General features: G+C 63.8%; 15 protein-coding genes. 11 read left to right on the top strand and 4 right to left on the bottom strand.

What is annotated here, in order from left to right; all coding sequences use genetic code 11:
- Nucleotides 1-905 (bottom strand): IS1595 family transposase (locus tag J9893_RS10685; RefSeq protein ID WP_210600941.1); only part of this gene is annotated, 905 nt, incomplete at its 3' end.
- A 155-nt stretch (nt 906-1,060) separates the two neighbouring features.
- Between J9893_RS10685 and J9893_RS10680 the strand changes: the two genes are divergently transcribed.
- Nucleotides 1,061-1,717, top strand: a complete 657-nt coding sequence (locus tag J9893_RS10680; RefSeq protein ID WP_103259793.1) for a hypothetical protein — start codon at nt 1,061-1,063, stop codon at nt 1,715-1,717.
- A 70-nt stretch (nt 1,718-1,787) separates the two neighbouring features.
- Here J9893_RS10680 and J9893_RS10675 read toward each other — a convergent pair whose 3' ends face one another.
- Nucleotides 1,788-2,927, bottom strand: a complete 1,140-nt coding sequence (locus tag J9893_RS10675; RefSeq protein ID WP_143237312.1) for a M20 family metallopeptidase — start codon at nt 2,925-2,927, stop codon at nt 1,788-1,790.
- Nucleotides 2,928-3,064: 137 nt separating this feature from the next.
- Complete coding sequence (gene dcuC, locus J9893_RS10670) at nt 3,065-4,441, bottom strand: C4-dicarboxylate transporter DcuC (RefSeq protein WP_143237311.1); 1,377 nt, start codon at nt 4,439-4,441, stop codon at nt 3,065-3,067.
- A 285-nt stretch (nt 4,442-4,726) separates the two neighbouring features.
- On the opposite strand from dcuC, the gene J9893_RS10665 reads away from it, so the two are divergent.
- The 7 genes from J9893_RS10665 to J9893_RS10635 all read left to right on the top strand — a co-directional run bounded on the left by J9893_RS10665 (nt 4,727) and on the right by J9893_RS10635 (nt 10,913).
- Nucleotides 4,727-5,041, top strand: a complete 315-nt coding sequence (locus J9893_RS10665; RefSeq protein ID WP_185975516.1) for a hypothetical protein — start codon at nt 4,727-4,729, stop codon at nt 5,039-5,041.
- A 363-nt stretch (nt 5,042-5,404) separates the two neighbouring features.
- Nucleotides 5,405-5,755 (top strand): ArsC family reductase, encoded by a 351-nt coding sequence (locus J9893_RS10660; protein WP_039039874.1) that lies wholly within the window; start codon nt 5,405-5,407, stop codon nt 5,753-5,755.
- A 22-nt stretch (nt 5,756-5,777) separates the two neighbouring features.
- Complete coding sequence (gene dapE, locus J9893_RS10655) at nt 5,778-6,905, top strand: succinyl-diaminopimelate desuccinylase (protein WP_010674050.1); 1,128 nt, start codon at nt 5,778-5,780, stop codon at nt 6,903-6,905.
- 29 nt (nt 6,906-6,934) lie between these two features.
- Nucleotides 6,935-7,621 carry a M15 family metallopeptidase gene (locus J9893_RS10650; RefSeq protein WP_143237309.1) on the top strand — a complete coding sequence of 229 codons (687 nt, stop codon included), beginning with the start codon at nt 6,935-6,937 and terminating at the stop codon, nt 7,619-7,621.
- Nucleotides 7,621-7,767 (top strand): hypothetical protein, encoded by a 147-nt coding sequence (locus J9893_RS10645; RefSeq protein ID WP_143237308.1) that lies wholly within the window; start codon nt 7,621-7,623, stop codon nt 7,765-7,767. The genes J9893_RS10650 and J9893_RS10645 overlap by 1 nt, the downstream gene beginning before the upstream one ends.
- A 269-nt stretch (nt 7,768-8,036) precedes the next feature.
- Nucleotides 8,037-9,764 carry a potassium/proton antiporter gene (locus tag J9893_RS10640; protein WP_010674047.1) on the top strand — a complete coding sequence of 576 codons (1,728 nt, stop codon included), beginning with the start codon at nt 8,037-8,039 and terminating at the stop codon, nt 9,762-9,764.
- Nucleotides 9,765-9,809: 45 nt separating this feature from the next.
- The gene (locus tag J9893_RS10635; RefSeq protein WP_210600025.1) at nt 9,810-10,913 is read left to right on the top strand and encodes a beta-N-acetylglucosaminidase domain-containing protein; all 1,104 of its coding nucleotides are present in this window, start codon (nt 9,810-9,812) and stop codon (nt 10,911-10,913) included.
- 126 nt (nt 10,914-11,039) lie between these two features.
- Here the strand turns inward: J9893_RS10635 and J9893_RS10630 are convergent, their stop codons facing one another.
- Complete coding sequence (locus tag J9893_RS10630) at nt 11,040-11,672, bottom strand: LysE family translocator (RefSeq protein ID WP_039039878.1); 633 nt, start codon at nt 11,670-11,672, stop codon at nt 11,040-11,042.
- Nucleotides 11,673-11,836: 164 nt separating this feature from the next.
- On the opposite strand from J9893_RS10630, the gene J9893_RS10625 reads away from it, so the two are divergent.
- The 3 genes from J9893_RS10625 (at nt 11,837) to J9893_RS10615 (ending at nt 14,461) form a co-directional block, all read left to right on the top strand.
- On the top strand, nt 11,837-13,459 hold the full coding sequence (locus tag J9893_RS10625; RefSeq protein WP_143237306.1) for a methyl-accepting chemotaxis protein: 1,623 nt from the start codon (nt 11,837-11,839) through the stop codon (nt 13,457-13,459).
- A 178-nt stretch (nt 13,460-13,637) separates the two neighbouring features.
- Entirely contained in the window at nt 13,638-14,168 is a 531-nt protein-coding gene (locus tag J9893_RS10620) for a DUF1523 family protein (protein WP_010674042.1), read from the top strand.
- Entirely contained in the window at nt 14,165-14,461 is a 297-nt protein-coding gene (locus J9893_RS10615) for a winged helix-turn-helix domain-containing protein (protein ID WP_039039881.1), read from the top strand. Before J9893_RS10620 ends, J9893_RS10615 begins: the two co-directional genes overlap by 4 nt.
- Nucleotides 14,462-14,480: the final 19 nt, after the last annotated feature.

Below are 14,480 nucleotides of genomic sequence, written 5' to 3'. Positions count from 1 at the left end.
ACATTCACTTCCCGCCCGTAGCGCTCCAACATCCTTCGCCAACCCAGATAATTTCTCAGATAGTGGGTCGCTACCCCATGGAACCGCTCCATCCACTCTTTCAATCGACGGTGATATCCGTTTACATGCTGGATGTGGTACGCGCCAACCACACGCTCGCCTTGACGATTGCGCACGACCTGATGGGTCACTCCCTGCGCTTTGCTGAAACTGGCATACACCCCGGCGCCGTCGCTACACAACACCGCATCTGACGAGACAAGGGGTGTCAAAACAGCTATCACCGTCTCGGCATTCATTTTCTCCAACTGAAAATCCGCATGGTGACCAGCCCGGTCCTGAACCACCATCACCGGGATGTAATCCGGCCCTGTGCCTCGGGTACGGCCTTTGCCCCCACGGTGGCGGGCCGGGCGGGGCAAACCACGTTGCCCTTTAAACGACTCCAAGAAGAAGGTCTCATCAACCTCGACGATACCCCCTTCCCGTGCCGCCTGGTGACTCGCCATGGCTTTCAGGAAGCGGTGACGCCACAAGAAGGCGGTGTTTTTACAGACTCCGCAGCGGACGGCAGCCTGTCGGACGGTCAGACCGTCGATGAGGGCCTGGGCGTAGTCTTCCCAGCATTGTGCCTTGCGAAGTCGAGCCAGAGGCGTCTTGGTGAGAACGGAACTGGTGCGCAGACACTGCTTGCAGCGATAACGACGCAGCCCTCGACTCCAACCCCAGGGAGCCAACTGCGTAGCCTCGGCCTGACAGTGAGGGCAACATCGACAAGCGGGGAGTTGAGCGGCCAGCGAGGTGATTGGGTGAGGGGTAGTGAGTTCATGTTGCGCGAGGCGACGCTGGCGCATGGTGAGCTGTGGAAAGAGAGACAGTAGATGTTGAAAGGCTTGGGTATCCATGATGGAGGCCCTCAGGGTGATGACCTACTTCAAGGTTAGCCTTTCAACATGTAATTGGGACAGCGCCTTTTTTATCCCCGCATCTCCGACCCGCGCTTTGCCATCGCCCCCCACTCTGGGTAGCATGACCCCTCTTTTCTTTGCGGAAATCCCCCATGTCTCGCGTCATCCTGCTCTGGAGCGGCGGCAAAGATGCCATGCAGGCCCTCTGCCACGCCCGGGAGGCGGGCCATCAGGTGGTGGCCCTGATCACCTTTGCCCCGCCAGCGCCCCGCTTTCTCGCCCATCCCCTGTCACAGGTTCGCCGTCAGGCGGCGGCCCTCGCACTGCCCCATCGGCTGGTCACCATCGAAGCGCCCTTCGATCTCGGTTATGAGCGGGCCCTGGCGGCATTGAAAGAGGAGTGGCAACTCGATGGGGTCGTCACCGGCGACATCGACAGCGTGGGGGGCGCGCCGAACTGGATCCGCGAGCGCTGTCGCCCCCTGGGGCTCACCGTTCACACCCCGCTCTGGCAGCAACCCCGCGAGGCGTTGCTGGCGGACATGCTGGCCCGCGGCATCGTCGCCCACCTCTCCTGCGTCGATACCCGGGTACTGGCCCCCGAGTGGGTGGGGCGCAGGCTCGATGCTGGCACCCTCAGCGATCTGCAGCAACTGGCGGATCGGGATGGCTTCGATGCCTGCGGCGAGCAGGGGGAGTACCACACCATGGTGACCGACGGCCCCGGGTTTACGGCGCCGCTGACGCTCGGCCACTGGCAGGTGGCGCGCCAGGAGCACCTCGCCTATCTGCTGGAGGACGAGGAATGACCTCTCACGAGGGCGACACATAAAAAACGGGAGGCGCTGGCCTCCCGTTTTGCTTGTCCTTAACGTTGACCTATTTGGCCAGCTTGCCCAGCACCCGCTTCAGCAGGCGGATGCGCGGTTCGATGCTCTCCAGCAGCAGGAACTCCGCCTCCGAGTGGAAGCCGCCCCCCATGGGGCCGAAGCCATCGAGGGACGGCACCCCGGCCGCCGCGGTGAAGTTGGCATCGGAGCCGCCACCGGCCTCCAGCCAGGTGAAGGGGACTCCCTCCTCCCTGCCTGCCGCCTCCACCAGTGCCATCAGGGCCTCGGTGTCGCCGCTCGGGCGCATCGCGGGCTTGAAGCTCTGGCGCGCCACCTCGACCCGGCAACCGGCGAGGAAGGGGTTGTTGGCCATGAAGGTGAGCCGGTCGTGCACCGCTGCCGCCTCTTCGTTGCGCCAGAAGCGCAAATCCACGATCGCCTCGGCAAAGTCGGGCACCACGTTGACGCCGGTGCCCCCCTGCACCACCCCCACGTTCATGGTGGTGCCGGTCTCCATGTTGACCTGTTCGTTGATGGCGAGCACCCAGTGGGCCAGCTCCGTGATGGCGGAAATCCCTTGTGCCAGGGCCGAGCCCGCATGGGAGGCCTTGCCGTGGAAGGTGATGCGGTACTTGGCATTGCCCTTGCGGGCGCTGATGAGATCCCCGCTCGGGCGGGCCGCCTCGGCCACCAGCACGCAGCCGCTCTGTTTGGCTTTTTTCACCAGCCATTCTTTGGACCAGGGGGAACCAATCTCCTCGTCGCAGTTGCAGCAGACCAGCACCTTGAGCCTGGCCAGCACGGCCGGGTCCAGCTCTTTCAAGGCATACCAGGTGGAGAGCAGGCCGCTCTTCATGTCCGAGACGCCGGGACCAAAGGCCTGATTGTCTTCGATTTTCAGCGGGCGTTTGGCCGCCGTCCCCTCGGGGAAGACGGTGTCCATGTGGCCCACCAGCATGACGTCGTAGTGATCCGCCCCCGGGGCATTGGTTGCCTCGAGGCAGGGGCCGCACTCGGCGGCGAACTGGTGGCGGGTCACCTGCCAGCCGATGGCCTCATATTTCTCGGTCATGATATCGGCGACCCGGGCCACCCCGGCCGGGGTGCGGGTGCCGCAGTCGAGGTTGATGAGCGGGGCCAGATCCGCCAGATAGGTATCGAGTGAAAACGGGCGCTTGAGGTCGTTCATTGTCTTCTCCATGGAACAATCTGCGTAAAACACAGACTGTTTTTGCAACGATAAGAGTGGGCGGGCACTCGGCGCCGCCTCGTCAACGGCGGTCGGCCAGCGTGGATCAGCTGGCCGCCGCCTCTACACCAGAGCCTTTACATGAACAGCAGATAGTTGAGGAGCAGCGCCGTCACCAGGGCCCCCGCCATGGGCACGCTGGTACGCTTGACCACCACGAAGGGAGAGACCTTGGCGATGCCCGCACAGGCGATGAGCACCGCCGCGATGGGGGAGACGGTGCGGCCGATACTGGAGGCGAGCTGCATCGGCAGCAGCATGGTCACCGCCGGCACGCCAAACTTGGCCGCCACCGCGGGGGCCAGGGAGGAGAAACTGAGGAAGGCCGCGTTGCCCGAGCCCATGATGACCGCCGCCACCATGATGAGCCCCACCATCACCAGGGTCATCAGGCCGCTGCCGATGCCGGCATTGCTGGCAGAGTGCAGCAGGGTGTCGATGGCGCCGATGGCCTTGAGGGATTCGGCGAAGAGCTCGGCACAGACGATCAGCGCCACCACTGGGCCGAACACCTTGCCCATGCCGTCGAGGAAGCTCGACAGCCCCGCGAAGGCGGTGCGCACCGAGCGGGTGCGCAGCAGCTCGCACAGCATGCCGATAAAGACCGACAGCAGCATGGCCACCTCCACGCTGACGCTGATGCTGGTCACCAGGAGCTTGGAGAAGGTCATCATCAGCACGAAGGGGATGATGGGCAGCAGGCCGTACCAGGTTGGCGCGGCCACCTCATCTGCCCCTTTTTCGTCAAGCTCCGCGTGTTCGCCGCGATGCAGGGCGGGATCCCAGCCCTCCTGACGGTCACAGTGCCGCTGCCAGAAGAAGTGCAGCACCATGGTCACCAGCAACATGGGAGCCACCAGCCAGATCTGGTAGTCAACGAAATAGCTGGTGGGATCCATGCCGGATTGACCGGCGGAGAAGATGGCGTTGGTCTGGGTCGGGCCGATTTCAAACGCCTGGGAGGTGGCGATGACGCCACAGGCGGAGGCCGGGCTGATACCGAGGTTGCGCATCACCGGATACATGGTGACCATCAACAGCAGGCCAAGGCCGGTGGCGGAGGTAACGAACAGGGAGACGAAGACCGCCACCAGGTAGCAGATGGCCAGCATCAGGTAGCTGGACTGGATGCCCGCCACCGGTTTGACCGCCACCTGCACCAGCGCCTGGGAGGCACCGATATGGGACATGTAGGTGGCAAAGCCGGCCACCGCCATGATGGTGAGGCCGAGCCCCGCCGCCCGGTAGGAGAAGATCCCCTTGAACACCTCGAACAGGTCGAACAGGGCGAAGCCGGTGCTCTTGTCGGCGGGCAGAATGGGGTGCAGTCCCAGCCAGTAGGCGACGGTGAAGAGGGCCATGCCCGCCAGCGCCAGCACCGCCTGCGGGTTGTAATCCTTGACGATGCCGTAGACCACGGCGATCAGCACGAGCAAGACGAAGACGAGTTCCAAGGTGCACTCCTGACAAGATTATAGAGAAGCGCAATCTAGTGGGGGATCTCCCCTTTCCTCTTGATCACCATCAATAAAGATGGAAAAAGCAAACGGTTGTAGATTTTTACTCCAAAAATAAAACTAAAAACGACATTTAACATCAAGGAACTGGATCTAGAATGCTCCCCAGGGTATCCCTGACCGACAACCGCCACTTTGTTTGCGTTGGATCAACATCCCGCCGGGGTGAACTGGCCAAGATGCCCGTCGACACAGAGCGACCATTTCGCACCGGAGAGAGTTATGACAAACCAAGCCACCGCAGGCACCCCGACCTGCGACTGCAAGCTGTGGGACATCCTCGTCGAGTCTGCAAAGGAACGCACCACCATTCGTTACTCCAAACTGGCCAGGCAGGCCGGGCTGGAGCAGTGCCAGGATGAACTGCGCACCCTGCTGCAACGCATCCGCATGTATTGCACCGAAAATCACCTGCCCATTCTCTCCGCCATCGTGATGGATGACGTGGGCAAGTACGGCGGCCTCTCCTCCAGCCTGCCGGATGCCCCCTGGGAGCGGGCACGGGTCTTCGATCACGAGTGGACCACCCTGCACTGAGTGCCGCCCCCTGAATCCGGAACGCGCCCATACCAGCAGGCGCGTTCTGGTTTTTTGGCCCCCACCGTTTCTTCCCCGGCCCCAGGCCAGGTGTGTGTCCCTGTGAGGCGCCCTGCCCCCTGTCGTCCTATCCGGCCAGGCGTGCAGCATAAGGGCCTCCTGCCCCCGGTCTCCCCCTTTGATACCGCAGCGCATCCCGTCCCAGACCAGCGTGTGCTGGCGCGCGGCCCCTCCCTTCTCCACTCGGCCTGACTGGTAAAACCAGCCCATCCGGCCATGAGCGTTGCCATGGGGGGCCCACAATGCCAGAATCGGGCCCTTGCACGATTTCAGGGCCGCAGGCCCGCAGACAAAGGATCCCCCATGGCCACCACCCTCTATGGCATCAAGAACTGCGACACCATCAAGAAGGCCCGCAAGTGGCTGGAGGAGGCGGGTATCGATTACCGCTTTCACGATCACCGCGCCGACGGTCTGAGCCCGGAGCAGCTCGATCTCTGGCTCGCCAAGCTGGGCTGGGAAGCCCTGCTCAACACCCGTGGCACCACCTTCCGCGCCCTGCCGGAAGCAGAAAAACAGGGGCTCGACACCGCCAAGGCCCGTGACCTGCTGCTGGCCCACCCGGCCATGATCAAGCGCCCGCTGCTGGACCAGGACGGTACCCTGACCCTGGGCTTCAAGGCAGACCTCTATCAATCCCTCTTCTCCCGTTAACTTTTTCTGTTAAGGAACACCGATGTCGGACGTCATCACACTGGCCAAGGATCTGATCAGCCGCCCCTCCGTTACCCCCCTGGATGAAGGGTGCCAGACCCTGATGGCGGAGCGCCTCGCGCGCCTGGGGTTCGTCATCGAACCCATGGTCTTCGAGGACACCACCAACCTCTGGGCACGCCGTGGCAGCGAGGGTCCCCTCTTCTGCTTCGCCGGCCACACCGACGTGGTACCCGCCGGCCCCCTGGAGAAGTGGGACACCCCGCCATTCGAGCCGACCATCAAGGACGGCATGCTCCATGGCCGGGGCGCCGCCGACATGAAGGGGTCCCTGGCCGCCATGGTGGTGGCGACCGAGCGCTTCGTGGCCGAGCACCCGGACCACAAGGGCTCCATCGCGTTTCTCATCACCTCGGATGAAGAGGGGCCCTTCATCAACGGCACGGTGCGCGTCATCGACACCCTGGAGGCACGCAACGAGAAGATCCGCTGGTGCATCGTCGGCGAACCCTCCTCCACCGCCCAGGTCGGGGACGTGGTGAAGAACGGCCGTCGTGGCTCCATCACCGGCGATCTGCTGGTGCGCGGGGTGCAGGGCCACGTCGCCTACCCCCATCTGGCGGACAACCCCATCCACAAGGCGGCCCCGGCGCTGGCGGAGCTCGCCGCCATCGAGTGGGACAAGGGCAACGCCTACTTCCCCCCCACCAGCTTCCAGATCGCCAACATCCAGGGCGGCACCGGCGCCTCCAACGTCATCCCGGGGGAGTTGCAGGTCCAGTTCAACTTCCGCTTCAGCACCGAGCTCACCGATGCGGCTATCCGCGAGCGGGTCGAGGCGCTGCTGACCCGTCACGGCCTGGACTTCGAGCTGAAGTGGACCCTCTCCGGCCAGCCCTTCCTGACCGACACCGGCGCCCTGCTGGACGCCACCGTCGCCGCCGTGGCGGCAGTGAACGGCCAGCAGCCGGCCCTGCTCACCACGGGGGGCACGTCCGATGGGCGCTTCATCGCTCCCACCGGGGCGGAAGTCATCGAGCTCGGCCCGGTCAACGCCACCATCCACAAGGTGAACGAGTGCGTGAAGGCGGACGATCTGGATCTGCTGGCGGACATGTACCAAGGGGTGCTGGCACGACTGCTGGCATGAGCAGCGCTCCGGACAAGAGAGACCAGACCATGAATCAGGATCAACTGCTTGGGCTGGATGAGAGCCACCTCATCCTGGTGGGGCGCGGCCCCCATCGTCTGACCGCCGCCACCGCGGCGGCCTTCAACGACATGCAGGTGGCTGCCGCCCATGCCGGTTTCAACCTGCAGGCGGCCTCCAGCTGGCGCGGCTTCGAGCGCCAGCTCGCCATCTGGAACGGCAAGTGGCGCGGGGAGCGCCCTCTGCTGGATGCGAACAACCAGCCCCTCGATGCCCTGCAACTGGGCGAGACCGAACGACTGCACGCCATCCTGCACTGGAGCGCCCTGCCCGGCACCAGCCGCCATCACTGGGGCACGGATCTCGACATCTACGATCCGGACTGCCTGCCCGCCGGCACCCGGCTCGCGCTGGAACCCTGGGAGTACGAGGCGGGCGGCTGGTTTGCCGATTTGCGCGAATGGCTGGACGATCGCATGAACGACTTCGGCTTCTTCCTGCCCTATGCAAAAGGGGAGCAACCGGATCAGGGGGTGGCCTACGAGCCCTGGCACCTGAGCTTCGCGCCCGAATCCGACGGGCTGGCCCTGGATCCGGCGGCGCTGGCGCTTTGTCTGGAACGGGCGGATATTGAAGGCAAGGAGTGCATCCTGGCCCATCTCGACGAGATCCTGGCCCGCTATGTCACCCCGGCACACCACGAAAGGAGATTCTGATGAGCTTGTGGTTATGGATAGGCTTGCCGCTGCTGTTTTTGCTCGGCCTGTTTCTCAACGCCATCAAGGACATGAAGCAGCTCGAGAAACAGCTGCCCAAGTACAAGGACAAGATCCGGGAGGTCAAGGACGGCGAGGACGACTGACCCTCCTCGCAGGAGCCCGTCGGCGCTCCTGCCCCCTCCCCGTCCACGGCATTTTTCCGCCCTCTGCCGCCCCCCTCTGCCTGCACTGAAAGCCCCATCCATTGCCCCCTTTCCCAGCGCTTTCCCGCGCGGGCACTCCGCCCTCGCCCTGCTTGAAAACCGCGCAACAAACGTAAAAAACTGCAAAACAATGCACAATTAAGCCACACAAAGGGGGTCAATCTGCATATAATGTGCCTGTTTTGCAGCCCGCCATAAGGAGTTCGCCATTGGATGCCACCACCGTCAACAGTTTCTTCTTCATCGGTGCCCTGTTGGTGGGCGCCAGTGTCCTGTTGAGCGCACTCTCCTCCAGAGTCGGCATCCCCATTCTGGTCATCTTCCTCGCCGTCGGCATGCTGGCGGGTGAGGATGGTCCCGGCGGCATTCACTTCGCCGACTACTCGGTCGCCTACCTGGTGGGCAACCTGGCACTGGCCATCATTCTGCTGGACGGCGGCATGCGCACCCGGGTCTCCTCCTTTCGGGTCGCACTCTGGCCCGCGCTCTCGCTGGCCACGGTCGGGGTGGCCATCACCACCGGCCTCACGGGCCTCGCCGCCGCCTGGCTGTTCGACCTCAACCTGATGCAGGGGATGCTCATCGGTGCCATCGTCGGCTCCACCGATGCGGCGGCAGTCTTCTCCCTGCTCGGCGGGCGCAGCCTCAACGAGCGGGTCAGCGCCACCCTGGAGATAGAATCGGGTAGCAACGATCCCATGGCGGTCTTCCTCACCGTCACCCTGATCGAGGTGCTGGCCACCGCCCAGCAGGGGCTGGATGCCGGCTTCCTGCTGCTGCAACTCGTCAAGCAGTTTGGTCTGGGCGCTGGCATCGGCCTTGCGGGGGGCTGGCTGCTGTGGAAACTCATCAACAGTGCCAAGCTCGCCCCCGGTCTCTACCCCCTGCTCACGGTGAGCGGCGGCCTGCTCATCTTCGCCCTCACCACGGCGGTGGGGGGCAGCGGCATCCTCGCCATCTACCTCACCGGCCTGCTGCTTGGCAATCTCTCCCTGCGCAGCCGCAGCACCACCCTCTCCGTGCTGGACGGCCTGACCTGGCTCAGCCAGATCGGCATGTTCCTGGTGCTGGGGCTGCTCGCCTCTCCCCACAAGCTGCTGCCCATCGCCCTGCCGGCGCTGGCCCTGGCCATGTGGATGATCCTGTTTGCCCGTCCGGTGTCGGTCTGGATTGGACTGCTGCCGTTCAAGAACTTCGCGCCCCGCGAGCGCTGGTTCATCTCCTGGGTGGGGCTGCGCGGCGCCGTGCCCATCATCCTGGCGGTCTTCCCCATGATGGCGGGGCTGCCCAATGCCCAGCTCTACTTCAATGTCGCCTTCTTCGTGGTGCTGGTTTCGCTGATCCTGCAGGGCAGCTCGCTGCCGCTGGCATCAAAGCTGGCGCGAGTGGAGGTGCCCGCCCCGCCCTCTCCCATCAACCGCTCTGGGCTGGAAATCGATCTCGACAGCCAGTGGGAGACCTTCGTCTATCGCCTGAGCGCCGAGAAGTGGTGCATCGGCTCCCCCTTGCGGGAGCTGCGCATGCCCCAGGGCACCCGCATCTGCGCCCTGTTCCGCGGCCAGGAGCTGCTCCACCCCTCGGGCAGTACCTGCCTGCAATCCGATGACATCCTCTGCGTCATCGGCCACGAGCATGACCTGCCCGCCCTCGGTCAGCTCTTCAGCCAGGCGCCGGAGCAGGATCTGGGCCCGCGCTTCTTCGGTGACTTCCTGCTGGAGGCCAACGCCAGGCTGGTGGATCTCGCCCCGCTCTACGGGCTGGATGTGAGCGAGGTGGCGGATCAGAGCCTCGGCGATTTTATTGCCCATCAGTTGGGCGATAATCTGGTGGTCGGTGACCATGTCGCCTGGCAGGGACTGCTCTGGACGGTGGCGGAAATGGAAGAGGGTGAACCCCGCAAGATAGGGGTACGCTTCCTGGAAGAAGACCCCGTCTAGGCGCCGGCCATCGTAGCCCGCATTTGTGTGAGAAGGGAGTGAACCATGCCTTATCAAACCCTGTTGTCCGGTCTGTATCCTCCCTCGCCCAAGCTGGGCCTCATCGAGGGTTTCTTTGGCAAGGGCTGGAGCTGGGAAGCCCGTGCCCGCTACGCCCAGTGGCTGCCCCGCCACGGCTATGGCTTCTACCTCTACGCCCCCAAGGAAGACGGCTACCTGCGCAAGCACTGGGCCACACCCTGGCCCGCCGACCAGCTTGAAGCCCTGTGCCAGCTCGCACGCCGGTGCCGGGAGAACGGTCTGGCCTTCGGGGTGGGCCTGAGCCCCATGGGGGCCCATCACGACTATGCCCGCCAGCGACCCGCCCTGCTGGAGAAGGTGAGGCTCATCGAGGAGGCGCTCAAGCCCGATATCCTGGCGATCCTGTTTGACGACATGAAGGGGGACACCCCGGATCTCGCCCACTGGCAGCTCACCATCGCCCACGACATCGCGGCCCACACCGACGCAGGCCGCCTGCTGTTCTGCCCCAGCTACTACAGCACGGATCCGGTGCTGGAGAAGGTGTTCGGTGCCATGCCCCCCCACTATCTGCAGGATCTGGGTCAGGGGCTCGACAAGCGCATCGATGTCTTCTGGACCGGCCCCAAAGTCTGCTCCACCGAGTATCCGGCTGCCCACCTCAAACAGGCCGCCGACTGGCTCCATCGCAAGCCCTTCCTGTGGGACAACTATCCGGTCAATGACGGCAGCAAGGCGAGCAGCTTCCTGCACCTGCGCGCCTTCGAAAACCGTCCGGCAGAGCTGGCGGAGCTCGTGAGCGGCCATGCGGTCAACCCCATGAAGCAGGCGGCCCTCTCGGCCCTGCCGCTCGCCACCCTGCCCATGAGCTACAAGCTCGGCAAGCAGTACGATCCTGACAAGGCGCTGCACGCCTCCCTCAACGCCACCTGCGGGCCGCAGATCTCCGCCATGATCCAGGCCGACCTGCCGCTCTTCCAGGACATCGGTCTGGCCCAGCTCACCCCCGAGCAGGTCATCCACCTCAAGAGCCGCTACCTGCCGTTCCAGGATCAGGCCTGCGTGAACGAGATCCTGCGCTGGCTGGCCGGGGAATACGTGTTCGATCCGGACTGCCTGACCGACTGACCCCATGAGTCCATGAAAAACGGGCCCATGTAAAAGGCCACCTCCCGGGCAGGGAGGTGGCCTTTTTGCATGATCTCTCTTCAGGTGCCCCATGGCGTCACATAGGGCGGCAGATTGAGCGGGTGTTTAGCCGAAGGCCAGCCAGACCCCGACAAACAGCATGAGAGAGCCCGCGATCCGGTTCATCAGAGTGACATTGCCGCTCTTGGCGAGGAAATGGCGCAAGGTGCGGCCACCGCTGGCATAGAGCATCAGGCAGGAGAACTCGATGACCAGGATGAGCGCGACCAGGGCCCCTATCTGGGGTGCCATCGGCTTGGCCGCATTGATGAAGGGGGGCAGCAGGGAGACCATGAAGGCCCACCCCTTGGGGTTGGCGATGGCGGTCACGAAACCCTGCACGGCCAGTCCCATGGGGCTGGTCTGCTGGCCCGCCGAGAGATCCGCCGGGATGGCCATCTTGCCCTTGGCCTGCCACATCTGGATGCCAAGCCAGACCAGGTAGGCGCCACCTACATATTTGAATGCGGAGAACAGGGCCGGGTAATTGAGCATGACTGCCGCCACCCCGACCACCGACAACACGGAGACCAGGCCGACGCCGACAAGCTCCCCCCACATCATGTGCAAGGTACGGCGCACCCCCAGACTCATGCCCAGGGTCATCGCCAGGGTCATGCACATACCGGGGGTTACTGAGACAAAAAAGAACGTGGGAATAAAGAGCGCCAAGATGGCGGGATCAATCCAGTCGGACACACTACACCTCCAGGGTAACAAGCAGACGATCTTGCCTATCACACTCTTTTAACACAAGAAAAACCTTTTCATTCAGCAAGAATTTAGCATTAAAAACCCTGTGACAAGGATTGTCGCGCCTGTGTAAGATGCCGCTTCACTCCTCTTTCGGGTTAGGATCTTTCATGTCATTGAATAATCTGTCCATTCGTCTTCAAGTGCTTATCCCTCTCCTGCTCGCCAGCCTGTTGATGCTGCTGATGGCCGTGATCAGCAAACAGGAAATCGACGGTGCCATTCAGGACATGAATGAAACCACCGCCAGCGTCACCCGCCACAAGGACGACATCGCGGCCCTGATCCACGCCACCTACCGGCTGCGCACCAACGCCATCTACGGCCTCTACGATGAGGCACTCTTCGCCCAGTTGCCGACCCAGCTCTCCGCCGCAGAGCAGGAGATTGGCGCCATCCTGACCAGACTGGTTGTCACCGGTGCCGAGCAGGACAACCGTCAGGTCGCGGCCGCCCTGCAGGCCTACCTCGGCCATACCCGCAGCAGCATGCTGCCCCTGCTGACCGCCAAGTACCAAGGCAGTGGCGATCCCGCCGCCTATGAGCAGGCCCGCCTGCACTTTCGCGATCTGGGGGAGGCGCTCATCAAGCAGATCGATGCCATGTCCGTCCACATCAATCAGCTGACCCAGACTGAGATTGCCGAGGAGCAGGCCCACTACCGCGCGACCCTGCTGCGCACCCTGCTGCTGATGGGGGGCACCCTGATCGCGGCCCTGCTGGGTGGCTGGTGGATCTCCGGGCGCATCGTGCAGCCCATCGGCCAGTTGCAGGAGGTGATGCACGCCGTCGCCCTCGGCCGCTTCAACGTGCGTGCCAATGCCGAAGGCAACAACGAGCTGGGCCAGCTCGCCAGGGATATCAACCGGACCCTGAGCCAGCTTGCCAACACCATCCAGACCCTGACCGGCATCAGCGGCAATGTGGCCTCCGCCGCCACCGAGCTTGCCGCTGTGATGACCCAGGCAGAGGTCAACGCCCAGCAGCAGCGTGGTGAGACCGAACAGGTGGCCTCCGCCGTCACCGAGCTGGCCAGCACCGCCGACAACGTCAACCACAACGCCGCCCTGGCCGACGAGCTGGCCCGGGATGCCAACAGTCGGGTCGAACAGGGGCTGGCCCTGTTTGCCGAAAGCATCGAGGCCAACGGCCGCATGGCGGGCAGTCTGGAGAACGCCGCGACTGTGGTGGCCAGGCTCAAGTCCCAGTCCGAGCAGATCGGCAAGGTGATCGAAGTCATTCAGAGCATTTCGGAGCAGACCAACCTGCTGGCCCTCAACGCCGCCATCGAGGCGGCCCGCGCCGGTGAAAGCGGCCGCGGCTTTGCGGTGGTGGCCGACGAAGTGCGCCTGCTGGCCGCCCGTACCCAGGACTCCACCAAGGAGATCCAGGCCATCATCGAGCAGTTGCAGAGCCAGTCCCTCTCCGCCAACAGCGGCGTGCAGCAGACCCTGGAGATCCTTGGCCACAACCAGCAGCTCTCCGCCGAGGTACAGGCCTTGCTGGGGGGCATCACGGACGCGGTCAACCAGATCAACGGTGCCAACGCCCAGGTGGCGACCGCGGCAGAACAACAATCCTGCGTCACCGCCGACATCAGCCGCAACCTCACCAACATCCACGAGATCGTGAACCAGAACGCCGCCGGCATCAGCCAGAGTGCCGCCGCCAGTCACGAACTGTCACAGCTCGCCGAGCAGCAGCGCAGGCAGCTTGCCCAGTTCCAGCTCTGATCCCGAGAGGGTCTCTTCGATACCGCGGGGCCCGGCGCAGGCCCCGCACTTGCCCCTCCCCCTTCACGCCTCCTGTTTAAAACGGGTTTTTGCCATCAAGGTGCCATTGGGGGCTGGGCTGCATTCACAAATGTGGGTATGGTAGAGGCACGTCACTCCCCCTCATCGAGAGATCATCATGAGCCTGAAGTTCAAGAAACCCGCTTTTATCATGCTCGGCCTCATCGCCCTGCTCTCCGCACTCTGGCTCGATTTCTATCTGCCGGAGCACACCATCGCCACCATCACCGGGGTGGAGGTGAAGCGCACCGACAAGGATGGCCCCATCAGCCAGAAGAACCCGGCTGACGGCCCCACCACCGACGTCTATTACATCTACACCGAGCGCCCCGGCGAGAAGATCCGGGTGTTTCGCAATGAAGACACCGAATGGGGCTGGCCCTTCTACTTCAAGTTCAACGCCGCCGACGTCCAGGCCAAGGCCAAGTCCATGGAGTTCGAAAAACGCCTGGCCATCATCACCTCCTACGGCTGGCGCGTGAACATGTTCTCCATGTTCCCCAACGTCACCAAGATCGCGAGCACCGAGCCCGATGCCTCCACCTGGAGCTTCTTCCGCTGGTTCTGGTTCGGTGTCTGGGCCCTGGTGATGGGCAAGGCGGCCATCGCCACCTGGCGCTACTTCGATCGCCTCGAGGACGAGATATGAGCGAGCCGAGCAAGACCCGCACCAGCTTCTATCGCCGGCTCTACGTGGCTCACCTCATCAGTCAGGGCACGGACACCGTGCCCGCCATCATGGAGGCGACCGGCATGCCGCGCCGCACCGCCCAGGACACCCTCAGCGCCCTGGCGGAGCTCGACATCCAGTGCGCCTTCGAGCAGACCGAGGGGGCTCGCCATCTGCAGGGGCACTACCGCATCAGCGACTGGGGGCCCATAAATCCGGCCTGGATTGCTGCGCAGCTTCCCGTCATCAGGCAGACCCTGGGGTATCCCTGACACCCCGGACCCGGGTCTG

Origin of the sequence: Aeromonas sp. MaB10011B, from assembly GCF_017939325.1 — a bacterium.
Lineage (GTDB): Bacteria > Pseudomonadota > Gammaproteobacteria > Enterobacterales > Aeromonadaceae > Aeromonas > Aeromonas caviae.
This window is presented reverse-complemented; position numbering and strand designations above follow the sequence as displayed.

Coding starts and splice junctions, on each gene's coding strand:
- J9893_RS10645 (WP_143237308.1), top strand. CDS start 7,621: ATGAGCTTGTGGTTATGGATAGGCTTGCCGCTGCTGTTTTTGCTCGGC.
- J9893_RS10680 (WP_103259793.1), top strand. CDS start 1,061: ATGTCTCGCGTCATCCTGCTCTGGAGCGGCGGCAAAGATGCCATGCAG.
- J9893_RS10620 (WP_010674042.1), top strand. CDS start 13,638: ATGAGCCTGAAGTTCAAGAAACCCGCTTTTATCATGCTCGGCCTCATC.
- J9893_RS10635 (WP_210600025.1), top strand. CDS start 9,810: ATGCCTTATCAAACCCTGTTGTCCGGTCTGTATCCTCCCTCGCCCAAG.
- dapE (WP_010674050.1), top strand. CDS start 5,778: ATGTCGGACGTCATCACACTGGCCAAGGATCTGATCAGCCGCCCCTCC.
- J9893_RS10615 (WP_039039881.1), top strand. CDS start 14,165: ATGAGCGAGCCGAGCAAGACCCGCACCAGCTTCTATCGCCGGCTCTAC.
- J9893_RS10660 (WP_039039874.1), top strand. CDS start 5,405: ATGGCCACCACCCTCTATGGCATCAAGAACTGCGACACCATCAAGAAG.
- J9893_RS10650 (WP_143237309.1), top strand. CDS start 6,935: ATGAATCAGGATCAACTGCTTGGGCTGGATGAGAGCCACCTCATCCTG.
- J9893_RS10675 (WP_143237312.1), bottom strand. CDS start 2,927: ATGAACGACCTCAAGCGCCCGTTTTCACTCGATACCTATCTGGCGGAT.
- J9893_RS10665 (WP_185975516.1), top strand. CDS start 4,727: ATGACAAACCAAGCCACCGCAGGCACCCCGACCTGCGACTGCAAGCTG.
- J9893_RS10625 (WP_143237306.1), top strand. CDS start 11,837: ATGTCATTGAATAATCTGTCCATTCGTCTTCAAGTGCTTATCCCTCTC.